This window comes from Bradyrhizobium jicamae (assembly GCF_018130215.1).
Lineage (GTDB): Bacteria > Pseudomonadota > Alphaproteobacteria > Rhizobiales > Xanthobacteraceae > Bradyrhizobium > Bradyrhizobium jicamae_A.
On sequence record NZ_JAFCKQ010000005.1, the window covers coordinates 99,316 to 121,590 of the forward strand.

A 22,275-nucleotide genomic window follows, 5' to 3' on the forward strand; every position below is an offset into this window, starting at 1 on the left:
AGGATCAGGGCGATGCCAGAGGAAGCGGTCGCGAAGCCGCCGCGCACCATCGAGGATCTCAGGGCACTCGTGCTCTCGATCAGCCGCGACGAGGCAGGCTTTTCGCTCGGCTCAAAGGCGCACGATGTCTTCGCAAAGCTGGTGGAAGCGCCGGAACAATCGGCGGTTCGGTCGATCTCGGAGCTTGCCGACCAGTTCGGGATCAATCCGTCGACGCTGACCAGACTGGCGAAACGTCTCGGCTTTGAAGGCTTCAGCGATTTCCAGGCGGTCTTCCGCAAGGCCATCGCTAACGATCAGCACTATTTTTATAGCCGCCAAGCCGGTCGGCTTATGGCCGCGCCGTCCGTCGGCAATGCCGAAGTCAAGGTCTTCGAGCAGCTCGCGCGGGAAACGGCAGCGAATGTCGACGGATTTCTCGGACAGTTGGACGGAGCCTCACTGCAAGGGGCTGCCAGGCTGCTGGCGAGCGCCCGCCGTGTTCGTGTTCATGGCGTTCGCCAATTTCATTCGCTGGCGAGCTTTCTCACCTACTGCCTGGGAATGGTGCGCTCCGACGTCGCGCTTCTGGACGCGCCGCGCCTTGGCGTCGCCGAGGCATTGTCACAACTCGACCCGGGCGACGCCGTCATCGTCGCCAGCTGCGCGCCCTACACTCGCAGTGTTGCGGAGGTGGGCCGGGTCGCGGCTTCGAACGGCCAGACGGTTATCGCGATTACGGATTCCCGGTCATCACCGCTCGTTCCTCCTGCCGAGCATGCTTTTTTCATTCCCCACGCCAGCAGCTTCTATTCGAACAGCATGGGCGCCTACGTCGTCTTCTGTGAAGCGCTGCTCAACCTTGTCGCCCGGGAATTGGGCGACAAGGCGCTAAGCTCCTTGGCGGGTCGCGAGCGGTTGATTGCGGAGATGAACATAGAGGTTGGCTGACCGCGGCAGTCTGCCTGCGGCAGCGACGCCATCTGCCCTGGGTTTTCATCATGAAGCGCGATTTGCTTCGCGGTCGGCCCTATCATGCGACCACGTGCAGGCACCACCGCATCCCCCCGAACCTCTTGCCCCCATTCGACGACATATCCGTCAATGTGAGGCATTGATCACGCCAGGGTGGATCAAGGGAGTTGAAAACAATGCCGGAGAGAACCGTGCTCACCGCCATCATCTGCAGCGCCACTGCGCTGGGCCTGCTCGGCGCGTCCGTCCGTGCGGAGACACCGTCAGGCTGCCGGGAGCCGCAGACCGGTACCGACAGCGTGCCGATCTTCTCACCTCCGCTCGCCAATGTGGTGACGGGCACCGGACGGCTGCAATTCTATTCGGCGCCGAACCTGCGTTGCCCGATCGCAGGTGTCTTCGTGATTCCGAAGGATGAGCTCGTCGCTTATGCGCAAACCGACGATGGCTGGTCGTCGGTGATGTATGTCAATCCAAGGACGGGCAATGACGTCTCGGGCTGGGTGAGGTCGGCGCGGCTCAAGATAACCGGAACCATGGGTCCGAAGCAGTAGTGTGATCACTCCGCCGCGCGCGGCAGGCCGCGATGCCCGGCATCGACGTTTCGTTGCCACAGCGCGATGATGGCGACGATCGCCGCAGCAAAGCCTGCGGCAGCGCCGACGCCCAGTGCCCAGCGCGGGCCGAGATGATCGGCGACCCAGCCGACGATCGGTGCGCCGATCGGCGTGCCGCCGAGCGCAACGCCCAGCCGGAGCGCCATCACGCGCCCGCGCATCGCGGGCTCGGTCGACAGTTGCATCAGCGCGTTCGAGGTGTTCAGGACGGTTAGGGAGGCGACGCCGATCACGATGAGCGCGGCACCGAACAGCCAATAGCTCGGCGCCAGCGCGGCCAGCGTGCAGCCGACGCCAAAAACTGCGGCGCCCAGCATCAGGGCGGCGAAGCGCGGCCGCTCGCGGTGCGCGGCCATCAGCGCGCCCGACATCGTCCCGACCGCCATCATCGACGACAGCAGGCCAAAGCCGCGCGCATCGGTGTGGAAGACGCCGACGGCCATGGTTGAGATGAAGATCGGGAAGTTCAGCCCGAAGGTTCCGATCAGGAATAGCATGACCAAGGTGGCCCTGAGGTCATAGCGGGACCAGACATAACGAAATCCCTGCGTGATGCCACCCTTGGTACGGCGGGCACGCGCATTCGGCCGCAGCTCGGATTTGCGCAGGAAGGACAGCGACGTCAGCACCGCCATGAAGGACACGCCGTTGAACAGGAATGCCCAACCGGTGCCGACGGAGGTGATGACGAAGCCGGCTACCGCCGGCCCGATCATGCGCGCGGCATTGAACGAGGTCGAGTTCAGCGCGATCGCGTTCGACAAATCTGCATCGCCGACCAGCTCGGCCACGAAGGTCTGGCGGACGGGCGCGTCGAGCGCGGCGCTACAGCCGAACAGGAAGGCGAACACGTAGACGTGCCAGAGCTGCACCAGTCCAGTGACCGTCAGGAGTCCCAGGATCAGCGACAGCGATCCCATGGTCGCTTGCGTCACCATCAGGAGCCGGCGCTGGTTGAAGCGATCGGCGGCAAGACCGGACCACGGCATCAGAAGTAGCTGCGGCCCGAATTGCAGCGCCATCACGATGCCGACCGCGGACGCCGAGTGATCGGTGAGCTGGGTGAGAACGAGCCAGTCCTGGGCGGCGCGCTGCATCCAGGTGCCGATGTTGGACACCAGAGCACCCGCGGCCCAGACCCGGTAATTGAAACTCCGCAGCGATCGAAAGGTGCGTCTCATGACCGCTCGGGTTCGTTGCCGCCGTGAAACCGGCCGAACCGCCGCGCAAGCAGGACGCCGAGCATGAGGCCGCCAATTCCGAGTGCTGCGACATGGCTTGTGGTGCGCAGGCCGAATTCGCCGACGCGGCAGACCAGGAGATATCCGACGAAGAGATTGAAGAAACCCCACAGGATGTTGACCGTCGAGGACGACAGGCCCTCGCCCGGCGGCTTTGCAAACGGGCTCTGGAACGGTTCGCCCATCATGCCGGCGACGACATGGGGTATCGCGTTGGTGAGGAAGGCGCCGCCGAAGAAGTAGGCGATGAGATCAAGCCAGTTCATGGCGTTACGTCCCTTCAAGGAGATCGATGATCGACTGCGTCGAACCGGTTTCGCCGAGCCGCGGGAAGACGTTGGCAAGGCTGTAGTCGTGCGCCTCCGGCCGCGCGTCGGTCATCGCATCGATGGCGAGCGTGACGTTGAAGCCGGCCTCATAGGCCTGCCGCGCGGTCGATTCGACACCTGTGCCGGTCGCGACGCCTGAGATCACGACCTGCGTGACCCCACGCGCCTTCAGCCGGCTTTCGAGATCGGTGCTCGCAAAGGCGCCCCAAGTTCGCTTTGTCACCACGAGGTCGTCGGCCTGTCGACCCAGCTCCGGGATCAGATCAGTCCAGCCATCAGGAAAGGCCCTGACGCGCGGCGGCTGCTCGGTGCGGCCCGGTGCGCCGCCGGCGACATTGACCAGCACGACCGGCAGGCGGCGCCGCCGGAAGCTAGCCGCGAGGGCACATGAGCGGTTTACGACATCGCCGATCGGATGGACAACGGGCAAGCCGACAATGCCCTTCTGCAGGTCGACAATGATCAGCGCGGTGATCGGATCCAGTGTCGTGAGGGCCATGACCGTGTTCCTTCTTCCGGCCGCCGTATCCCGATGGAGGCCTTTCGGCCTGCATCAATCGTCGGTGAGCCGTTTCAGCAGCCTGACGGCGGCGGCCAGTTCCTCTTGCTCCTGCGGCGACAGGCGTGCCGTGATGGTGCGCGACAGCCAGTCCTGCCGCGCGGCGCGGCCGGCGCGGACCCATTCGCGGCAGGTGTCCGTGAGCGACATGATGGTTTGCCGCCTGTCGTCCGGATCGGGCGCGCCGCGAACAAGGCCCGCGGCCTCGAGCGCTGCGATCGCCGAACTCATCGACTGCGGGCGCATCCCTTCGGATCGCGCGAGGCTCGACACCGTGGCGGGGCCTTCCTTTTCCAGCCGCAGCAGCACGGAGGCCTGGGACGGCGGCAGGTCGCCATGATTGCCCTGCGCGCGCAGTCGGCGCTTAAGCTTGCCGATCAACAGACGCAGTTCTTCGGCCAGCGCCGACGTGCGCGCCGCCTGCCGGGATTCCGACGGATTGCTCATGGCGAGAGGGATAGCAGATATACAGATAAACTGTAAAGATAAACTTTGTAGATTACCTGTCTATCTGCGTCTGCCGAAGCGGCGTCGATTCGCGCCACGACGCAATGGAATCTGCGCCCACAATCGGACGCGGATCTACCGACGTGAACGTGTTGATGGAGAAACCGGTGCAGCGATGATGCGATAACGTCGCGGCAACCAGCGAGGGTCGCGAACTACCAGATGACCATGGCGCAAATCACGGCGAGCGGCAGGATGGTCAGACCGATCGGGACCCACTTGCGCATATCGGCGGGATTCCGCGAATATTGGAATATCTGGATGGCAACGAAGAAGCAGACGGCGGCGCCGAGGAGGATGCGGACCAGGTCGGAGGGGGTATCGTATAAAGTCGCAAAGCTCTCATTCTGCGGCATGGCCACTCTGGCCGTTGTTACCACCACGACGAGCAGAAAAAGCGTCCTTAGTAAGAGACCGAAGAACCGCATGGCCCGTGCCATCCATCAATCATCTGGGCTCAATATAGCATGATTTGGCGAGAAAGTAAGCATTTGCACAAGTTTGTACGGCGACGGTCCGATGACGTCCTGGAAGGGGAATGCGCGATGAGGTGGGAAAAGGTTTCGGCGGCCCTGCTCGGGCTGGTCGGGGTGGTTGCGAGCGGTGCGGCGCAGGCGAGGGCGCCGGCGCGCTGCCGGGCCGAAGTTGTCCGGTCCGAGGAACTTCCCTATGCCCCGATTGGCTCCTGGCTGCTCAAGGCGACCGTGCGGATCACCGATCCGCACGGCCAGGTGGTCGAGTCGACCTTCCTCAAGAACGTGCCGTGGCAGGTCACGCTTCGCCGTGGCCAGGCGTTCCGGATCGACTGCGATCGCCTGCGTGATAGCTGGCCGGTGTCTTGGCAGGTCACGCGATAACCCAACTGTCACGGAGCGATCATGACAAATCTGATTATCGGCCTCGCCCACGTCACCCTCGTGGTCTCCGGCAGCCCCACGGAGCCGGCGAGCCAATGGCGACCCCCGGTTCAGCAGATCCGGCTGGTCTGCGATCAGAACTGCAACTGCTGGCACACGCGGTATCACGAGCGCCGCCCGTTGCTGGCCGGCCACGACGACCTCGCATGTCCGACCTCGCGGCCCGGTCGCGTCGGCTATTACAATGGTTACTACCGCTCGGGGCCGGCCACGGGCGTCGACTTCTACAGCCGGTATCCGGTTCGGGGATTTGCCTTTCCGTTCTAATCGGCCCTGACCCCGTCACCGCCGCGTCCGTCGGAAAGGGCGGCAGTGCTCACCCTCGCGGCAGCGGCCGCGGCATCTGAATAGAGCTCGCGCGCCCGCTTCGTCGCGGCCGCATAGCGCGCAGTCGCGCTGATGCTCATCAGGCCGGCGCGCGCCAGGCCGAGCACGGCGCGCCGTGAATGGAACGGCCCCGTCTTGCTCGCAGCATATCCGCGCGGGTAGAGCTGCAGGCGGCCGGCGAAAGCGGCATATAGCGCCAGGCGCTGCGTGCCGCTCAGGCGGAAGCGTTTCAAGGGTTTTGCCGCGTCAGCCAGAGTGCTCGGCTCCATGCGCGACGATGTTCGTGGCGCGCCCCCCATTGTTCGGCTCAAGCTCCGGTCATTGATGCGGCCTCGCCGAGGCGCCGTCCCCGGCATCGCCATGTGCGACGCGACGTGGCACTCCGCGGCCCGCACGATCTCGCTGGTCCATGACATCAGAAGCGCATCTCGCGCCGCGGCGGCATCTGACGAAGGTCAGGACCGATCGTGACGAAAGTCATATTCGTTTGCGGGCGGCGCAGGCCTACGCCAGAGTAGGGCGCTCGCCGGAGCGTGATCCGAAAACGAGTGCAGCGGTTTTCGATAGGATCATGCTCAAATGAGAATCTAAAGCGCGATCGCACTTTAGGAGTTGGTTTGGGCAACGCATGATCGACCCGAGTGCGGATCTGCTTTCGGCCGCGGAGGCCGAGGTCATCGGTCTCGCCATCATCGGCGCCGACAGAACGATGGTGCGGAAGATCGGACGGCTGGTCGAATGGCTTCCCGCGATCGGCGTCGATTGCTGCCAATGCGTGCTGCTGGTCGGGATGGAAGCCGAATTCCAGGCGCTTGCGGAAGGACGGCGCGACAAGATCGCGCTTGCCGGCGTGCGCGGCGCATCGCCGGGATTGACGCAGCCGGTGACATCAGTGGTGCGCTGGAATCGCGAGCGCTCGCACTACTTCGTGATCGCGATGCCGGATTTCGCGGCAGGCCAGGTCGAACTGCTGCTGAGAAGCGAGCGCCGGGCGCGGAGCCTGATGGAGCAGCAGCTCGAGGCGGCGAGTGCGGAGGTGCGCTTTGCCTCGCTGGCGCGGGCCCGCTTGCGCCTGGCGCGCGACCTGCACGACACGCTGGTGCATTCGATCGTGGCGCTGCTGACGCAGATCCGGCTGATCCGGCATTATCTGTCGACCGACCCGACGCGCCTTGCGGACAGCCTTGCAACCGCGGAGGACGCAGCAGTCAGCGGCCTTTCGCGGGCGCGCGATGCGATCGGCCGGCTGCGCATGCCCGACGATCTGGAGATCGATCCCGATGTCGAGGGATTGCTGAACGACTTCGCCGAACGCAGCGGCGTCAAGGTCTCTATCGAGATCGAGGAGCGGGCGCGCAACGGACTGCGCGATTGTGCCCTGACCGTCCAGCGCATCGTCAGCGAGGGGCTGCGCAACGTCCAGGCGCACGCGGGCGCGCGCCGGGTCTCGTTCCGTGCGCTCGAGGAAGCGGCGCCAGTCGGCCGCAAGCTCGTGGTCGAGCTTCGCGATGACGGTAGCGGGTTTGATCCGTCGGTTTCCAGGCCCGGACATTTCGGATTGATTGGAATGGCTGAATTTGCTGAACTCGTCGGCGGCAACTGCTCGGTTGAGAGCGCGCCGGGACAGGGCACGCTGGTCCGGATTTCGCTGCCCGTGGCAGTGCCGCCGGCCACGCCAGGCGTGCTGGCCGATTGAATTGCCGGTCGTCGGCGGACGGCAGGCGAGAGGACGATGGAAAAATCCGTGAGCAGAGACGAGAAGGTGCGGGTGCTGATCGCCGAGGATCAGGCACTGATCCGGGACGGGATCGCGACGCTGCTCGCACAACAGAACCACGATTTCGAGATCGTTCCGGGCGCCGCCGATGGCGAGCAGGCGATCGAGTTTGCGCGGCGGTATCGGCCCGACATCATCCTGATGGACCTGCAAATGCCGCGCGTCGACGGCATTGCGGCCACGCGGCGGATCCTCCGCGAGTTGCCGCAGACCAATATCATCGTGCTGACGACGTTCGAGACCAATGACCTGATCTTCGAGGCGGTGAGCGCCGGCGCCAAGGCGTATCTGTTGAAGGACACCAGGATCGACGTGATCGCGGCGACGATTCGCGCGGTCATGAACGGCCAGTCGGGCCTGTCGCCCGGCGTGGCCGCACGCATCCTCGACGAGTTCAAGCGGCTGCGCGGCCCGCGCGTGTCAGCGAAGCTGCCGGTTCGCGACGGCCTGACGGCGCGGGAGAATGAAATTCTCACGCTGATCGTCGAGGGCAAGAGCAACACCGAGATCGGTGAGCAACTGCATTTGGCGGAAGGTACGGTGAAGAATTACGTCAGCGCAATCCTGGAAAAGTGCCAGGTCAAGAACCGTACGGAACTGGCAATAAAGGCAATAACTTACTGAAACAAACTTGTGCGCCTTGCACAATGCCGGGCTCGTCTTCGTGCCACCGATAGCCTTTCGCTGGGCCGCGCCGCCGAAATTGGCTATAGGTGGTTGCGCGTTTGTAGTTTTGCTCGCAATGGGTTGCGTAGCTTCGGATACGAGTAGGGAACGACATGAAGGGTACCGAGCGCCAGACCAACGGCACCGATGGACTGGCAAATTCCGCAAGCGCAGGAAACGGCGTTGACGCGGCGCATGGCGCAGCCGCGATCGATCAGGTCCGTGACCTGCTGTTCGGTGGAGCGCAGCGATCGATCGAAAGCAATCTGGCGGGCCTGCGCGCGGAGATGCAGGCGTCGCTGAAGCAGCTCCAGAGCGACTTCGCCGGCGAGCTGGCAGCGCTTCAGGCCAAGGTCGTGGAGCTGGAGCACGACACCGAGCAGAAGCGCCTCGCTTCGCTGAAGGACATCGGCGGAGTCATCACGCAGCTCGGCGTGGTCATCAGCGGACTGGGATCCGGCCGCACGGGCGAATAGCATGGCAGCTGCGGCCGGCCAGAACCGCGAAATCGAGCAGCTCAAGACACTGCTGTTTCAGCCTGAGGCCAACAGGCTGGAGGCGCTGGAATCCGACCTTGCCTCGCTTCAGCACTATGTCGGTTCCGCCGAACGGCTGGAGGCAGCTACGGCCGACATCCTGGTCGCAGCGCTGGAGCGTGCCGAAGTCAATCGCCCGCGCGAACTTGCCAACGCCATTGCACCGACCGTGGTCTCCGCGATCCGCAGCGAGATCCGGAACTCGCGCGAGATGATGGTCGAGGCGCTCTATCCGATTGTCGGCCGGCTGGTCAGCGCCGCGGTGGCGAATTCCTTCCGAGAGACGATCGGGTTCGTCGAGCAGCGGATCAATGCGCTGACATCGGCCGAGCTGTGGATGGGGCGTATCAAGTCGCTCCTCACGGGACGTCCGATCAGCGAGTTCGTGCTCGCGGACAATCCGCCGCGCCTGAAGCGCCTGCTGCTGATCGAACGCGGCAATGGCCGCCTCGTCGCGGACTGGAGGCGCGACGAGACCCGCGACGAGCGCGCCGACCTGCTCAGTGCGATGGTGGCGGCGATCCTCGAATTCTCGGTCCAGGCACTGGCGGGCGAAGGCAATCTGCAACGGCTCGATTTCGGCGGGCGCGAGATCGCGTTGCGCGCCTCGCCGCGTTTCATCCTCGCGGCCGAGTGTCTCGGCCCGCTGCGCCCGGCCGACAATGGGCGGATCAACGCGCTATTCTTCGATTCGATCGAGCGCATCGATCGCGGCGCGACCTGCGATCGCGCGATGCTGGCGACGCTCTCGAGGTCGATCGAAACCGATGACGCGCCGCGCAAGACCGGCGCCCGGCGCGGCAAGGTCATCCTGTTCAGCCTGCTTGCCGTCGCGACCGCCACGCTGGTCTGGTTTGCCGTGGTGTCGGTGATGCGCGGTCTGCTGGAGCAGCGCACCCATGCCGCGCTCGAACAGTTCGGCGCCAGGCAACCGCTGCTCACCTCGTTTCCGATCCGGCTGGATTTCGACCACCGCAACCGGAACGTCTCCGTCTCGGGCGTTGAGCCGGGCCAGGTCGAGACCGCTCCATTGCTCGACGCGCTCGGCGTGGCCGCGGCGCCCTACCGTGTGGTCGACCGGATCGGCCGTGTGGCCGCGCCGGATGAGGTGGCGGCGTCGAAAGCCGGAATCAGGAGCCTGCAAGACACCCTGGCTCGTCTACAAGCGAGCATCGACCGGATGCGCGCTGCGATATCGGAACAATCGGCGTCGACCGACCAGCAATATGCAAAACTGAACGAAGAGGTCGGCAAGCTCGGCGAGCAGACCACAAAGCTCGGCGAGCAATACGACAGGCTGCAATCAGTCGCCGATGGTCCGGCCGCGCGGCTCGACCGTTTCATCGTCTCGACCGCGATCTTCTTCACCAACAATTCGGACGACTTCCTCGACGGCGATCAGGCCGATCAGCAGATCCGCGAGCTCGCCGGATTGCTTGACAACAATGACTTCCGTGTCCGCATCGTTGGCTACGCGGACCAGAGCGGGACCGAGGGCACCAACAGGACGCTCGGGCGCAAGCGCGCCGAGCGGGTGTCGCGGCGGTTGACGGCGCTCGGCATCGATCCGTCGCGGCTGATCCTGGTGTCGCGCGCGGCGACCATACCGATCACCGACCGCATCGACACGGCGGCCGGCGGCAATCGTCGCGTGTCGTTCGAAACCGTCTATCGATCCGAAGTGGCTCGCTGATGCTCACCGCAAAGGTCATGCTGCTCGGCGACATGGGGGTCGGCAAGACGTCGATCCTGTACCGGCTCGTCTACAACCGGTTCGAGGGCCAGTACAAGTCGACGCTGGGCGTCGAGATCCTGAGCCATGACGTGGCGCCCGCCGACGGCAGCGAGTCGATCCGGCTCGTGTTGTGGGACACCGACGGCGATTTCGGCACGCAGATCTTCGACACGGTCTACGTCACCGGTGCGTCGGCCGCGATCATCGTGGCTGACGTCACGCGGCCGCAGACGGTGACGCGCATGGTCGAACTGGTCCGCGGGTTCGAGACCAGATTCCCCGGCAGGCCCTACAAGGCGTTGCTGAACAAGATCGATCTTCCGGAAGCCGCCGGAAGCGCCGGCCGCATCGACGAGCTTGCGAAGTCGAGCGTGAGACCGGTGAGCGCGAAGACCGGCGCCGGCATCGCCGAGAGCTTTGCCGAGCTCGCCCGGACCATTCGCCGCCGGCAATCCTAGGGCGGAATCTCTCCTTGTCATTGTGACCCGACGGGTCGCAATGACGGATGGAGATGGCTCGATCGCTTCATCTATTGGTGTCAGCCGCCCCGACGTCGTGGGACTGGCGAATCGGGTCGGAGCGGCTGACTTCATCACGCGTGGGGCGCGCGACGAATGCATTGATTGCACAGCGAGCCTTCGAATCGTCGCCGCGCCATGCCGCGGAATTGCAAGCATGCTGCTCGCCCATCGAATAGCGACGAAGGTCATCTTCCGTCCTCATGATGCGCTGCCTATCGTTTGCTCCATCGCCGGCGGTCGCCCCGGCCGAGCCGACCCACCGCATATGAGCATTTGCCGCTGTCGCATCTGCGCAGCGGCGACGATCGATGGGGGATCCTGCGTGCGATCCGGCTCTGGAGACTGCGGCATGGCAGAACCGGTCAAGCTGCCCCGGACGCTCTCGCAGGAGCGTGGTGCCTCAACTCCGCTCGGGCCGAGCCATCAGCGGATCATCGACGATCTGGACCGTTGGGCCAACAGTCCCGGCCTCCAGCCGCCGACGGCGGACGGACCAAGGACGAGGAGGGCAGCACGCGCTTCGGCGCGTGATCGAGGTTTCCGGCGCCTCGAATTGCCCGCGCGCGAAATTCGGTGCCGGAATTGGCGCCGCCGCCCGTTTAACCGCCATCGGGGTTGTAATTGATGGGGGCGGTATGGTTGTCGGTACGGCGGTTGACCGGATGATGCTGGATGCGGTCGAGCACTATGGTGCGGGCCGGGCCAGAGAGGCCGACGCGCTGTGCGGCGATATCCTCAAGGCCCATCCCGACCACATTGCCGCGCTGCATCTGTCCGCCGTGATTGCCTTCGTCACCGATCGCGCCGCCGAGGGCGCGGTGCTGCTGAACCGGGTGTTCCGCCTCGATCCGCAGCACGGGCCGGCCTTCGCCACGCTCGGCGATGCGCTGGTCGTGAAGGGTGAGCGCGACGGCGCCGTGGAGGCGTTCCGCCGCGGCGTGACGTTGCGGCCGCAGGATGCCGGCCTGCACGTCAAGCTCGGCGTTGCCCTGTGCGACGCGTCGCGCTTTGACGAGGCCGAGGCGGCCTTCCGCCGCGCGATCGCGCTCGACGGCGGCATGATCCGGGCACGATTCAACCTCGCCGTGGCACTGGCCGGTCAGGATCGGCTGGTGGAGGCGGAAGCGGCCTATCGCGAGGTGATCGCGCGCGATCCGGTCTATCGCGGCGTCTGGCTCAATCTCGGCAATGCGCTGTTCGATCAGAAGAGGTTCGACGCCGCCGTGACGGCGTATCGGCGCGGGCTCGACGCGGAACCCGATCATGCCGGGCTGCATTGCGCGCTCGGCGCGGCGCTCTATCGTCAGGACCGGCTGGAGGACGCGATCCGCTGCTTCCGCCGTACCATCAAGCTAGATCCCGACAATGACGCGGCGCCGCGCCTGCTCGCGCTGGTGCTGCACGAGGCCGGTCACCGCGAGGAGGCCGTGCGCCTCTACCGTCAGGTCTCGGCCCGCGATCCATCCGATCACGTCATCCTCAGCAATCTCGGCGCCTGCCTGTTCGAGCTTGGACAACATGACGAGGCGATCGGCTGTTGCGAGCTGGCGCTGGCGGTCAAACCCGACTATGCGCCCGCACACACCAATCTCGGGATTGTCTTCGAGGCGCAGAACCAGGTCGAGGCGGCGGTTGCGGCGCATCGGCGCGCCGTCGCCATCGACCCCGACTACGCCAAGGGTCACGCCAATCTCGCCGTCGCGCTGCGCAATGCGGGCGAGATCGACGAGGCCATCGCGGTCTCGCGCCGCGCCATCGCACTCGATCCCGAGCAGCCGCTGGCACATTACAATCATGCGCACTTCCTGTTGATGAACGGCGAGTTCGAGGCCGGCTTCGAGGAGTATCAGTGGCGCCGCAAGTGCAAGAAGCTCGTTGACGGCGACCCCGTGTTCAGCGAGCCGGAATGGCAGGGCGAGCCGCTCGCGGGCCGCACGCTGCTGCTGTTCGCCGAGTACGGGCTCGGCGACGTCCTGAACTTCGTCCGCTACGTGCCAATGGTGATCGCGAGGGGCGGCGGCCGGGTCGTGCTGCAGGTGCAGCCCGCCGTCGCCACGCTGATAAGGGCGATGCTGCCCGATATCGCCGTGCTTGCGCGCGGCGAGACGCTGCCGCCGTTCGATCTGCAGCTGCCGCTGATGAGCCTGCCGAGGATTTTCCGCACCACGGTCGATACGATCCCCGCATCCGTTCCCTACCTGCATGCCGACCCGGTGAAGCTTGCCCGGTGGCGCCGGGCGCTTGAGGCGGTCACCGCGCTCAAGGTCGGCGTGGTCTGGGCCGGCAATCCCCGGCACAAGGGCGACAGCCAGCGCTCATTGCAGGCCGAGGCGGTGCTGCCGCAGCTCATCGTACCAGGCGTGCAGCTCTACAGCCTGCAGAAGGAGCCGCGGCGGGAGGATGACCCGGTGCTGCGGCGCCTTGGCGGCGCCGTCGTCGACCTGGCGCCGGCGCTCGGCGATTTCGCCGATACGGCCGCTGCGGTCTCGGCGCTTGACCTCGTCATCGCCGTCGACACCGCGGTGGCGCATGTGGCCGGCGCGCTCGGTCGTCCGGTCTGGATGCTCTGTCCCTATGCGCTCGACTGGCGCTGGCTACGCGACCGCGAGGACACGCCCTGGTATCCGACCATGCGACTGTTCCGCCAGCACAAGCCCCAGGCCTGGGACCGCGTGCTGGAGCGAATGTCCGCCGAACTCGCCCGTGTCGCCGCCGGCGAGCGCGACCTGCTGTTGCCGCCGGCAGCGCGGGGGTGAACGGAGAGAGCGCGCTTCCCCGCGCTCCCGTTACGACGCGCTCATGCCCTGGGCGCCGCCGAGCAGCTTCACGTTGAGCCGGCCGCCATCGAACAGCATCTCGTTGAGGGCGTCGTCGATATCGGCCGCCGTGACCGTCTCGCCGCCGTCGCGCACGATGCTGGTCTGGGCGATGCGGCGCATCAGTTCCTTGATGAAGGCGGCGCTGACGCCGGCGGTGCGCTGCACCGCTTCATCGATGACAGACGGCTCGAGCGGCAGGCCCTTGCCATAGAGCCGGATCAGCTTGTCACGCCCGACCGTGTCGGGCAGCGGCACCTCGATTGCCTGGTCGATGCGGCCGGGACGGCCGGCGAGCGCGCTTTCGAGCTCTTCCGGCCGGTTGGTGGTGAGCACGAACAGGATATCGCAATCCTCCTTCAGCCCGTCCATCTCGTTGAGCAGCTTGTTGAGCAGCGATTCCTCGCACGGTCCACCCATGTCCTCGCGGCTGCGCGCGATCAGGTCGACGTCTTCGATCACCACCATCGCCGGCTGCAACAGGCGCGCGAGGCTCATATAGGCATCGAGCAGACCGACCTGCTCGGCGGTGATGATCAGCGTGGTGTGGCCGGGCAAGTTGGTGGCGAGATAGCGGATGGTGTGGGTCTTGCCGGTGCCGGGAGGGCCGTAGAGCAGGATGCCCTTGCGGGTCGACTGGCCGAGCTTGCGCAAGAGATCGCGGCTTCCGACGAAGTCGAGCAAGTTGCCGTCGAGCAGCCGCAGCGTCCGTTCCGGCAGGATCACCTCGTCGCGGTCAACCGTCGGCAGGCGATGCACGGCCACGCCGCGCGCACGGCCGCGATAGTTCGGGCCGACTTCCAGCGACAGTATCTTGCCGCGATACGACCGCGCCACATCCACGGCGGTCTCCAGCTCGGCAAAGGTCCGTTGCACGAAGGCATTGCCGGCGGCACCGGCAGGTACCATGAGCTCGATCCTGAGCGACGATTCGTAATTGTACTCGCGATGGAAGGTGAGCAGCACGGCGTAGCGCAGCTCGTCGCTGCTGCAAAGCCATAACCCGTTGACGAGGCATTTCACCGGTTCGGCCTCGCCGATATCGACGTCGTGGTACTGCGGCGGTGCGATCGCCGGTGCGTAGCGGCCGGCTTTCATCAACGCCGCGAAATCAAGCGTCTCGTAGCGATACTGCTCGTGAATGCCGAAGAAGTGAATCGGCTTGGCGAGCTGCCTGTCGATCGCGATCTGGACGTCTGCGCGCATGTGACCGGGAAATTGCCGCGATCGCGTCAGGATCTGGTTGCGTGGCATTCCGGCAAAATGCCAATCGAGCGCTGTGGCAGCAAACTTGAACGCGTCACCCGGCAATTCTTCCGAACTGCGGCGTGCGGCAAGCAGGCAATCGCAGCACAGGGAAGCCGTCGTGCCCGACAGAAAAATCTCGCTCACGGCCTTCGGTGCCTCGCAGAGATCGCAGGGCCGGCTGGCGTCAGCGGACTCGGTGGTGATCATCAAGGGCTGGCCATTGGAACGGATCAGCCACTTCGCGGAGTTGAACAAGGCCCGTGCGACGGGAGCCGGATAAGGGCCGCACGGAATGGCGCCCTTGGCTTCGATCAAGGCCGCGGAGGCGATCGCTTCCTGCTTGGATTTGCCGAACACCGTGCGCAACAAGTCCTGCACGAATTCCAGCGGCGTTTCATCGTCGTCATGAATGAAAAGTTGAACGGGGCCGTCGTCGGCGAACACGTCGTGCATGGAGACCTCGGTACACATCTGGAAACAACAAGAACAAAAACAGAACATCATACGAATTGGAACCCGTCAAGCGAAAGATATTCAACTGCATCCTGGGCGTGTGATGGTGTCGGTGAGAGCCTCTCGATCGGCACCGCCGCACCGTCCGGACCGGTAAACGCCGCGCAACGCTTGTGACGATTTTGTGCAGCGACAAATGCCAAGACATCGCCGCCACGACGGCAAACTTCCGACACATCATGAGGGCGAAAAGGGCGCTTCCGACATGACGCGAGCGCGAGGGCAGATTCCCCCCAAGAATTTGCCGTGGCGCAATTATTTTGGGAAGGGGCCCTCGTGTCGAACCATCTTCGCTTGGCGATCGTTCTCGCCTTCACGCTGGTCATCTCTCCTGCTGTCGCGCAGCCCGGCGCCAGGCCGGCGCCGCCGCCAGCCAACACCCAAGCCAGTACCAGCGACGTGCTGACGCCGGAGCAGGCGAAGCGTGCGCTCGAGACGCTGCAGGACGACAAGAAGCGCGGCGAGATGATCGACACGCTACGCGCGATCGCCAATGCCTCGCCGAAGGCCGCCCAGCCTGCGCCGGAGCCGCAGTCGTCTCCGATCCCGCTCGCCGACGACAGCCTCGGCGCGCAGCTCCTGCTGATGGTTTCGGAGCAGGTCACCGACATTTCGCACGAGGTCGCCGATGTCGCGCGCACGGTGACGCATTTCCCCGCCTTCTATTACTGGATCGTCCGCACCGCCAATGATCCGGACGCTTATGGCCTGATGATCGATATCGCCTGGAAGCTGGCGCTGGTGTTCGGCTGCGCGCTTGCCGCCGAATGGGTGGTGTTCCGCCTGATCAAGCGGCCGGTCGCGTTCCTGGAGCAGCATTTGCCACAGACCGCGCGGGTGCCGGCGCAGGTGCTCGCGAGCGCCGATCCGCCCTCGTCGGTCACGGATGTGACTCACGAACCCGAACTGCACCGCCGGAGGCTCAGCCTGGCGCACGCCTGGCAGTCGCTGATCCGGTTGCCCTTCGTGCTCGGGCGGCTCGTGCTCGAACTACTGCCCGTGCTCGTGTTCGTCGGCATCGCTACTGCGCTGCTCGGCACCGAGATCGGTGATCAGTCGACCACGCGGCTCGTGATCCTTGCGGTGGTCAATGCCTACGCCTTCTCGCGTGCGCTGATTTGTGCGGTGCGCGCGCTCGTCAGTCCCTTCGGCCTGTTCCGGGTGCGCGCCGAGACCGCGGCCTATATCGAGATCTGGGCCCGCCGCATCGTCGCCGTCGGTGTGTCAGGCATCTGCTTTGCCAATGTGGCGCTGCTGCTCGGCCTGCACCGCGCCGGCTACGCCGCGCTGCTGCGGCTGGTGATGCTGGTGGTGCATCTCTTCATCGTCGTGATCATCCTGCAATGCCGCCGCCAGGTCGCCGATGCGATCCGCGCGCCTGCCGACCGTATCGGCCTCGCGGCCCGGATCCGCAACCGCGTCGCCGGGCTCTGGCACGTGCTGGCGATCGCGCTCGACCTCGCGCTGTGGGCAGTGTGGGCGCTCAACATCCGCAACGGCTACTCGCTGCTGCTGCAATATTTCGTCGGCACCATCGCGGTGCTGCTGATCACACGGCTCGTGACCATGGTGGTGCTGAGCCTGATCGATCGCGGCTTCCGCATCTCACCGGATCTGCTGCAGCGCTTCCCGGGGCTCGAGATGCGCGCCAACCGTTACCTGCCGCTGCTGCGCAGGATCGTCGCGGCCGTCATCGCCCTGATCGGGTTTGTCGCGCTGCTCGAGGTCTGGGGCGTCGATGCCATCGTCTGGTTCTATGGCGGCCAGATCGGCGGCCGCCTGATCTCGGCGGTGGTGACGATCGGCATCGCCGCGCTCGCGGCGGCCGTGATCTGGGAGGTCGCCAATGCGGTGATGGACCGCCAGATCAACGCGCTGTCGCGCGAGGGGCATTTCGCCCGCGCCGCGCGGCTGCGTACCTTCCAGCCGATGCTGCGCACCGCACTGCTTTGCCTGATCGTCGCGGTCGTGGGCCTCACGGCGCTGAGCGAGATCGGCGTCAACGTCGCGCCGCTGCTCGCCGGCGCAGGCATAGTCGGCATCGCGATCGGCTTCGGCTCGCAGAAGCTGGTGCAGGACCTCATCACCGGGCTGTTCCTGCTGCTGGAGAATACCGTCCAGGTCGGCGACACCGTCACCGTGTCGGGACTTTCGGGCGTGGTCGAGAACGTCTCGATCCGCACCATGAGGCTGCGCGCCGGCGACGGCGCAGTTCACGTCGTGCCGTTCAGCGCGGTGACGACCATCACCAATGCCAGCCGTGGCGCCGGCAACGCGGCGGTCAGCGTCAACGTCGCCTTCAAGGAGGACACCGACCGGGCCGGCCAGATCCTGAAGGACATCGTCGCCGAGATGCGTCGCGAGGCGGAGTACCGCGCGGTGATCCGCGGCGATCTTGAGCTCTGGGGCGTGGACAAGGTCGACGGCTCCGTCGTGACGATCGTCGGCCAGATCCGATGCACCGATGGCGGCCGCTGGCCGGTGCAGCGTGAGTTCAACCGCCGCATGAAGCGCCGCTTCCAGGAGAACGGCATCGAGATCGCTTCGATGGGCCAGACCATCCTGATGCAGATCCCTGCGCCGCCGGAGCGCGACGACAGCGCGATGCCGCGCCGCGCGACGGGGTAGAGCAGTAGGCTTCGCTTCACCTCGCCCCGTAAGAACGGGGCGACGGAGCGCAGTCCCGCCGCGGCGCGTTCGATCCACTGCGATGACAGTCTCACCGTTGCGACAGCGTCTCGCGACGATGAGACAGGCTGACGCCGTGTGTACCTGCACATCGGCGTGCAGCATCGCGAAAACCAGCCCTTCCAGCCATTCCCCGCGATTCGCCCCCGCTGGCACGCCGCTTGCTAAATTGTTGGTGGAATGCGCGGCAAGACGCATTGCACGACTGAACCCATCAGCGAGAAGAAAGGAAACGCCATGGAGCTTGGATATTTCACCATGCCCTCGCATCCGCCGGAGTGCGGTTTGAAGGAGGGCCACGACTGGGATCTGCAGACCCTGCGCTGGCTCGATGAGCTCGGCTACCAGGAGGCCTGGATCGGCGAGCATCATACCGCGCCCTGGGAGCCGCATCCGTCACCCGATCTCCTGGTCGCGCAGGCGCTGCTGCAAACCAAGAACATCCGCATCGGGCCCGGCGGCTTCCTGCTGCCGTATCATCACCCGGCCGAGCTCGCCAACCGCGTCGCGATGCTGGATCACCTCTCGAATGGCCGGCTGAACTTCGGCGTCGCGGCCTCGGGCCTGCCGAGCGACTGGGCGATGTTCAATGTCGACGGCATGTCGGGACAGAACCGCGACATGACGCGCGAGGCGCTGGAGATCATCCTGAAGCTGTGGACCGACCCGGCGCCATGGACGCACAAGGGCAAATTCTGGACGGTGAGCAAACCGGACACGATGTTCGATTTCCTGAAGCCGCATATCAAGCCTCAGCAAGCGCCGCATCCGCCGATCGGCGTTGCGGGGCTGTCGAAGAACTCGGACACGCTGAAGCTCGCCGGCGAGCGCGGCTTCATCCCGATGAGCCTCAACCTCAACCCGGCCTATGTCGGCAGCCATTGGGACTCGGTGGAAGCCGGCGCCGCCAAGACCGGCCGCAAGCCGAGCCGCAAGGACTGGCGGCTGGTGCGCGAGGTGTTCGTCGCCGACACGGACCAGGAGGCGTGGAAGCTGTCGACCGGCGACATGATGGGCCGGATGATGAGCGAGTATTTCCTGCCGCTGCTCGGCCATTTCGGCTTCAAGGACTATTTGAAGCACGCGCCCGACGTACCGGACAGCGACGTCACGGTCGAATATTGCGCGCGCCGGAATTGGATCGTCGGCTCGCCCGCCACCGTCACCGAGAAGATCGAGCAGATCTACCAGGAGGTCGGTGGTTTCGGCGTGCTCCTGGTGTTCGGCTTCGACTACAAGCACAAGCCGGAGGCCTGGCGGCGCTCGCTGGACTTGCTCAAGAACGAGGTAATGCCGCGGCTCAAGCATCTCGGCGCCGAGTTCGAGAAGGCCGCATGACAGCTGGGCGGGGTGCGGGGGCTTGCCTCGCCCCCCGCGTCCCTTATCTTGGGGAAAGGTATTTCGGCACAGGGGCTGCGGATGAGCGTCGATGCACAGAGTTTCAAGCAGGCGATGCGCCATTGCGCCGGCGCGGTCGCGCTGGTGACGGTCGGCTCGGAGCCCGGCAAGCGCACCGGCCTGACCGTGACTTCGGCCTGCTCGCTGTCCGACAATCCGCCGTCGGTGCTGGTCTGCGTCAACCGCAGCGCCAGCGCCCACGCCCGTATCCTGGAAGAGCGCCATTTCGTCATCAACTTCCTGAACGAGGAGCACGCGCTGCTGGCGCTGACCTTCTCGGGCCAGAAGGGCGTCAACGGCGATGACCGCTTCGGCTTTGGCCGCTGGACCACGGGCGCCACCGGCGCGCCGGTGCTGGAAGATGCGGTGGCAGCGTTCGACTGCGTGCTGACCCAGGAGCTCGAGACCAGGACCCATTCGGTCTTCATCGGCGAGGTGCAGCATGTGCGCAGCGCGACAGCGGTCGATCCGCTGGTCTATCTGAAGAGCGGCTTCCATAGCGTGCGCGACATCCGCGATCCCGTCGTGCTCGGCGATCTCGACGCGCGACGCGTCAGCTGGAACGAGTTTTCGTAGAGTCCGAGCCGGCGCTTATAGCGGATTGGACGTGCGGCATGCCGAGATAATTGCCGAAGCGGCTTCATCGGCCTGCGCACCCGACAGCTGCCGCACCAGACACAGATAGTAGCCCCTGCTGGATTCGTTCAACAAGGAGTTGCCGTTGACCGCGAGCCAATTGCAGGCTGAACGGATCGACTGGATGGCCAGGGCGGATCGCGTGTCACGCATCGCGGACAGCGTGCATTGAGCCTGCGCATCCATGGTGGTCTGTGCGTTGACCGATCCGGAGAATGAAAGCAGCGCCGCGGCGGCAGCAGCGGCTTTCAGGAGAATTGACGGCGCGCGCGCCCGTTGCTTCACCCCCGCAGGATCGATCCGATCGAGAATGCCGGATCTGACCCAGGCAGGAACCGTTCTGGCGACCGTCTGGCGTTCGCAGTTCGTGCCGTGCACAAGCCCCTCCAGTTGGCGCGCGGTGAGCCTCGCTTATGAATAGCAGCACTAGCCATCCAGGTCGATCTTCAACAATTTGATCCTGCGATACAGCGTCGCGCGGCTGAGCTTGAGCGTCCTCGCGGCGTCCCTCACCCGCCCGCCATGGGCGCGTAGCGCGTCGACGATCACCGTACGCTCGGTGCTTGCCTGATCCTGCGCTGTCCGCGCGCCCACCGCCGGCAGATCGAGATCGGCCTCGGTGATGACCCCGCCTTCCGCGGTGCAGCCGGCGAGCCGCAGCACGTGGCGGAGCTGGCGCATGTTGCCGGGGAAGGGATAGGCGACGAGTTGCGCCCAGGCACCGGGGGCGATACGGCAATTCGGGGCTTCTTCATCGGCAATCAGCGCAATGACATCCGTCTTGTCGGCGCGTTCACGCAGCGCGGGCAGGCGGATCTCCATGCCGCGCAGCCGATAATAGAGATCGGAGCGGAAGGAGCCCGCCTCGGCCATCCGCGCGAGGTCGCGATGGGTGGCGCTGATCAGGCGGATGTCGACCGGAACGGGTTTCAAGGCGCCGAGCGGCCACACTTCGCGGTTCTCCAGAACGCGCAGCAGCCTTGTCTGCAACGCCAGCGGCATGTCGCCGATCTCGTCGAGGAAGAGCGTGCCGCCGCTCGCCTGCACGATCAGGCCCTTCGATCCCTCGCGCCGTGCGCCGGTGAAGGCACCGGCCTCGTAGCCGAACAGTTCGGCATCGATCAGGCTCTCCGGCATCGCCGCACAGTTCAGCGCGACGTAGTTGCGGCCGGCGCGGTTGCTTGCGGCATGGATGGCGCGCGCAAACACGTCCTTGCCGGCGCCGGTCTCGCCGTGCAGCAGGATCGGCAGATCGAGATTGCCGACCGTCATCAGCCGCTTGACGCCTCTGACCAGCACGGGATCGCGACCGGCCAGCCTGTGCAGGCCGTTGAACTGTCCGGCCGGTTGATCGCGCGCCGGCGCTGGCACGGATCGCGATCGCGCGCGCAGCGGCGGCGCGACGCGGCCCGAACCCCACGGCGTGCCGTCGGCACGGCGCAGCGCGACGCTCCCCTCCGGCGCGCGCGTCGCGCTGTCGTCGAGCTGGATCAGATGCGACAGATCGATGCCGTCAGATATCATCGCATCGGTCAATCCGAGCGCACTGCGCGCGTTGCGGCAGGCGCCGACCACCCGGCGGTCGTCGTCATAGGCGATCAGCCCGCCGCTTTCGCTGGCGGGCAGCGTTGCGATCCAGGAGGCGCGGTAATGGCGGCGGAAGAAGGCGTGCTCGATCCGCCGCGTCGCCTGCGTAGTGACGGCGAGCGCGAGCTCATGCGCGCCGCGGCCGAGATCGCTGCGGCATGAGGAGATGTTGACGGCGCCGGCGAGCTGGCCGGTGTGATCGAACAGCGGCGACACCGCGCAGGTGAACATGCTCCACTGCTCGCGGAAATGCTCGTCGCCGTGCACGAGGATCGGCCGCTGCTCGGCCAACGCAGTGCCGAGCCCGTTGGTGCCCTCGAAGGTCTCGGCGAAGTTCGAGCCGGTGTAGATCTTCCACTCCAGGAACATCCGCGCATAGTCGCCCTCGGGCAGGCGGCTCACCAGCATGGTGGCGTTGGGATCGGCGAGATTGACGCAATAGCCGGCGTCGCGCAGCACCAGCGCGAGGTCCTCCAGTTCCGGGAGCGCGACCCGGATCAGTTCCTCCATCGGCTCGGCGACATGCCGGACCTCGGCCTCCGTCAGCGTCTGCGGCGGGCCGCGCCGGGCGGGATCGAGCTTGTGATTGACCAGGCATCGCCGCCAGGAGGTCGCGATCCGCGACTCGGTGTCGACGCCGGCCAGATGGTTGGCCGCCGACAAAACACGGGCGACATGATTAGAGGCCGCGAGATTGGCCATC

The 22,275-nt window shown here is 65.6% G+C and carries 22 protein-coding genes; 13 read left to right on the forward strand and 9 right to left on the reverse strand.

What is annotated here, in order from left to right; all coding sequences use genetic code 11:
* The first annotated feature begins 12 nt into the window (after positions 1 to 12).
* Both JQ586_RS09250 and JQ586_RS09255 read left to right on the forward strand, forming a co-directional pair.
* Positions 13 to 930 carry a MurR/RpiR family transcriptional regulator gene (locus JQ586_RS09250; protein WP_212394216.1) on the forward strand — a complete coding sequence of 306 codons (918 nt, stop codon included), beginning with the start codon at positions 13 to 15 and terminating at the stop codon, positions 928 to 930.
* A gap of 200 nt (positions 931 to 1,130) precedes the next feature.
* A complete protein-coding gene (locus JQ586_RS09255) occupies positions 1,131 to 1,508 on the forward strand; it encodes a hypothetical protein (RefSeq protein WP_212394217.1) in 378 nt (125 codons plus the stop codon).
* Positions 1,509 to 1,513: 5 nt separating this feature from the next.
* Here the strand turns inward: JQ586_RS09255 and JQ586_RS09260 are convergent, their stop codons facing one another.
* From JQ586_RS09260 to JQ586_RS09280, 5 genes are all read right to left on the reverse strand, one after another.
* The gene (locus tag JQ586_RS09260) at positions 1,514 to 2,752 is read right to left on the reverse strand and encodes an MFS transporter (RefSeq protein ID WP_212394218.1); all 1,239 of its coding nucleotides are present in this window, start codon (positions 2,750 to 2,752) and stop codon (positions 1,514 to 1,516) included.
* On the reverse strand, positions 2,749 to 3,078 hold the full coding sequence (locus JQ586_RS09265) for a hypothetical protein (protein WP_212394219.1): 330 nt from the start codon (positions 3,076 to 3,078) through the stop codon (positions 2,749 to 2,751). Before JQ586_RS09265 ends, JQ586_RS09260 begins: the two co-directional genes overlap by 4 nt.
* Positions 3,079 to 3,082: 4 nt before the next feature.
* Positions 3,083 to 3,640 carry an isochorismatase family protein gene (locus tag JQ586_RS09270; RefSeq protein ID WP_212394220.1) on the reverse strand — a complete coding sequence of 186 codons (558 nt, stop codon included), beginning with the start codon at positions 3,638 to 3,640 and terminating at the stop codon, positions 3,083 to 3,085.
* Positions 3,641 to 3,694: 54 nt separating this feature from the next.
* Positions 3,695 to 4,147 carry a MarR family winged helix-turn-helix transcriptional regulator gene (locus tag JQ586_RS09275; protein ID WP_212394221.1) on the reverse strand — a complete coding sequence of 151 codons (453 nt, stop codon included), beginning with the start codon at positions 4,145 to 4,147 and terminating at the stop codon, positions 3,695 to 3,697.
* Positions 4,148 to 4,362: 215 nt separating this feature from the next.
* Entirely contained in the window at positions 4,363 to 4,647 is a 285-nt protein-coding gene (locus tag JQ586_RS09280) for a hypothetical protein (protein WP_212394222.1), read from the reverse strand.
* A 105-nt stretch (positions 4,648 to 4,752) separates the two neighbouring features.
* Between JQ586_RS09280 and JQ586_RS09285 the strand changes: the two genes are divergently transcribed.
* Positions 4,753 to 5,064 (forward strand): hypothetical protein, encoded by a 312-nt coding sequence (locus JQ586_RS09285; protein ID WP_212394223.1) that lies wholly within the window; start codon positions 4,753 to 4,755, stop codon positions 5,062 to 5,064.
* A gap of 21 nt (positions 5,065 to 5,085) precedes the next feature.
* Positions 5,086 to 5,391, forward strand: coding sequence for a hypothetical protein (locus JQ586_RS09290; protein WP_212394224.1), 306 nt, complete (start codon positions 5,086 to 5,088; stop codon positions 5,389 to 5,391).
* On the opposite strand, the gene JQ586_RS09295 is transcribed toward JQ586_RS09290, so the two are convergent.
* Positions 5,388 to 5,720 (reverse strand): hypothetical protein, encoded by a 333-nt coding sequence (locus tag JQ586_RS09295; protein ID WP_212394225.1) that lies wholly within the window; start codon positions 5,718 to 5,720, stop codon positions 5,388 to 5,390. The two genes, JQ586_RS09290 and JQ586_RS09295, sit on opposite strands and share 4 nt — an antisense overlap.
* Positions 5,721 to 6,079: 359 nt before the next feature.
* Here JQ586_RS09295 and JQ586_RS09300 point away from each other — a divergent pair, with 359 nt between their 5' ends.
* The 6 genes from JQ586_RS09300 to JQ586_RS09325 all read left to right on the forward strand — a co-directional run bounded on the left by JQ586_RS09300 (position 6,080) and on the right by JQ586_RS09325 (position 13,442).
* Positions 6,080 to 7,147 carry a sensor histidine kinase gene (locus JQ586_RS09300; RefSeq protein WP_212394226.1) on the forward strand — a complete coding sequence of 356 codons (1,068 nt, stop codon included), beginning with the start codon at positions 6,080 to 6,082 and terminating at the stop codon, positions 7,145 to 7,147.
* Positions 7,148 to 7,195: 48 nt separating this feature from the next.
* Positions 7,196 to 7,852 (forward strand): response regulator transcription factor, encoded by a 657-nt coding sequence (locus JQ586_RS09305; protein WP_212394227.1) that lies wholly within the window; start codon positions 7,196 to 7,198, stop codon positions 7,850 to 7,852.
* Positions 7,853 to 8,007: 155 nt separating this feature from the next.
* A complete protein-coding gene (locus tag JQ586_RS09310; RefSeq protein WP_212394228.1) occupies positions 8,008 to 8,370 on the forward strand; it encodes a hypothetical protein in 363 nt (120 codons plus the stop codon).
* A gap of 1 nt (position 8,371) precedes the next feature.
* On the forward strand, positions 8,372 to 10,123 hold the full coding sequence (locus JQ586_RS09315; RefSeq protein ID WP_212394229.1) for an OmpA family protein: 1,752 nt from the start codon (positions 8,372 to 8,374) through the stop codon (positions 10,121 to 10,123).
* Entirely contained in the window at positions 10,123 to 10,623 is a 501-nt protein-coding gene (locus tag JQ586_RS09320) for a Rab family GTPase (protein ID WP_212394230.1), read from the forward strand. Before JQ586_RS09315 ends, JQ586_RS09320 begins: the two co-directional genes overlap by 1 nt.
* A gap of 698 nt (positions 10,624 to 11,321) precedes the next feature.
* On the forward strand, positions 11,322 to 13,442 hold the full coding sequence (locus JQ586_RS09325) for a tetratricopeptide repeat protein (RefSeq protein ID WP_212394231.1): 2,121 nt from the start codon (positions 11,322 to 11,324) through the stop codon (positions 13,440 to 13,442).
* 30 nt (positions 13,443 to 13,472) lie between these two features.
* On the opposite strand, the gene JQ586_RS09330 is transcribed toward JQ586_RS09325, so the two are convergent.
* Entirely contained in the window at positions 13,473 to 15,203 is a 1,731-nt protein-coding gene (locus JQ586_RS09330) for an ATP-dependent Clp protease adaptor ClpS (protein WP_212394232.1), read from the reverse strand.
* A gap of 336 nt (positions 15,204 to 15,539) precedes the next feature.
* On the opposite strand from JQ586_RS09330, the gene JQ586_RS09335 reads away from it, so the two are divergent.
* The 3 genes from JQ586_RS09335 (at position 15,540) to JQ586_RS09345 (ending at position 19,925) form a co-directional block, all read left to right on the forward strand.
* The gene (locus tag JQ586_RS09335; RefSeq protein ID WP_212394233.1) at positions 15,540 to 17,891 is read left to right on the forward strand and encodes a mechanosensitive ion channel domain-containing protein; all 2,352 of its coding nucleotides are present in this window, start codon (positions 15,540 to 15,542) and stop codon (positions 17,889 to 17,891) included.
* A gap of 297 nt (positions 17,892 to 18,188) precedes the next feature.
* Complete coding sequence (locus JQ586_RS09340; protein ID WP_212394234.1) at positions 18,189 to 19,289, forward strand: LLM class flavin-dependent oxidoreductase; 1,101 nt, start codon at positions 18,189 to 18,191, stop codon at positions 19,287 to 19,289.
* A gap of 81 nt (positions 19,290 to 19,370) precedes the next feature.
* Complete coding sequence (locus JQ586_RS09345; RefSeq protein ID WP_212394235.1) at positions 19,371 to 19,925, forward strand: flavin reductase family protein; 555 nt, start codon at positions 19,371 to 19,373, stop codon at positions 19,923 to 19,925.
* Between the two features lie 15 nt (positions 19,926 to 19,940).
* Here the strand turns inward: JQ586_RS09345 and JQ586_RS41295 are convergent, their stop codons facing one another.
* Entirely contained in the window at positions 19,941 to 20,363 is a 423-nt protein-coding gene (locus JQ586_RS41295; RefSeq protein ID WP_249147435.1) for a VF_A0006 family four-cysteine protein, read from the reverse strand.
* Positions 20,364 to 20,411: 48 nt separating this feature from the next.
* The gene (locus JQ586_RS09355; protein ID WP_212394236.1) at positions 20,412 to 22,274 is read right to left on the reverse strand and encodes a sigma-54-dependent Fis family transcriptional regulator; all 1,863 of its coding nucleotides are present in this window, start codon (positions 22,272 to 22,274) and stop codon (positions 20,412 to 20,414) included.
* Position 22,275: the final 1 nt, after the last annotated feature.

Bases quoted from the DNA above. Each gene is read 5' to 3' on its own strand.
- JQ586_RS09275 (WP_212394221.1), bottom strand. From the start codon at position 4,147: ATGAGCAATCCGTCGGAATCCCGGCAGGCGGCGCGCACGTCGGCGCTG.
- JQ586_RS09280 (WP_212394222.1), bottom strand. From the start codon at position 4,647: ATGGCACGGGCCATGCGGTTCTTCGGTCTCTTACTAAGGACGCTTTTT.
- JQ586_RS09250 (WP_212394216.1), top strand. From the start codon at position 13: ATGCCAGAGGAAGCGGTCGCGAAGCCGCCGCGCACCATCGAGGATCTC.
- JQ586_RS09295 (WP_212394225.1), bottom strand. From the start codon at position 5,720: ATGGAGCCGAGCACTCTGGCTGACGCGGCAAAACCCTTGAAACGCTTC.
- JQ586_RS09340 (WP_212394234.1), top strand. From the start codon at position 18,189: ATGGAGCTTGGATATTTCACCATGCCCTCGCATCCGCCGGAGTGCGGT.
- JQ586_RS09255 (WP_212394217.1), top strand. From the start codon at position 1,131: ATGCCGGAGAGAACCGTGCTCACCGCCATCATCTGCAGCGCCACTGCG.
- JQ586_RS09270 (WP_212394220.1), bottom strand. From the start codon at position 3,640: ATGGCCCTCACGACACTGGATCCGATCACCGCGCTGATCATTGTCGAC.
- JQ586_RS09345 (WP_212394235.1), top strand. From the start codon at position 19,371: ATGAGCGTCGATGCACAGAGTTTCAAGCAGGCGATGCGCCATTGCGCC.
- JQ586_RS09325 (WP_212394231.1), top strand. From the start codon at position 11,322: ATGGTTGTCGGTACGGCGGTTGACCGGATGATGCTGGATGCGGTCGAG.
- JQ586_RS09285 (WP_212394223.1), top strand. From the start codon at position 4,753: ATGAGGTGGGAAAAGGTTTCGGCGGCCCTGCTCGGGCTGGTCGGGGTG.
- JQ586_RS09320 (WP_212394230.1), top strand. From the start codon at position 10,123: ATGCTCACCGCAAAGGTCATGCTGCTCGGCGACATGGGGGTCGGCAAG.
- JQ586_RS09300 (WP_212394226.1), top strand. From the start codon at position 6,080: ATGATCGACCCGAGTGCGGATCTGCTTTCGGCCGCGGAGGCCGAGGTC.
- JQ586_RS09310 (WP_212394228.1), top strand. From the start codon at position 8,008: ATGAAGGGTACCGAGCGCCAGACCAACGGCACCGATGGACTGGCAAAT.
- JQ586_RS09290 (WP_212394224.1), top strand. From the start codon at position 5,086: ATGACAAATCTGATTATCGGCCTCGCCCACGTCACCCTCGTGGTCTCC.
- JQ586_RS09355 (WP_212394236.1), bottom strand. From the start codon at position 22,274: ATGGCCAATCTCGCGGCCTCTAATCATGTCGCCCGTGTTTTGTCGGCG.
- JQ586_RS09330 (WP_212394232.1), bottom strand. From the start codon at position 15,203: ATGCACGACGTGTTCGCCGACGACGGCCCCGTTCAACTTTTCATTCAT.
- JQ586_RS09315 (WP_212394229.1), top strand. From the start codon at position 8,372: ATGGCAGCTGCGGCCGGCCAGAACCGCGAAATCGAGCAGCTCAAGACA.
- JQ586_RS09260 (WP_212394218.1), bottom strand. From the start codon at position 2,752: ATGAGACGCACCTTTCGATCGCTGCGGAGTTTCAATTACCGGGTCTGG.
- JQ586_RS09265 (WP_212394219.1), bottom strand. From the start codon at position 3,078: ATGAACTGGCTTGATCTCATCGCCTACTTCTTCGGCGGCGCCTTCCTC.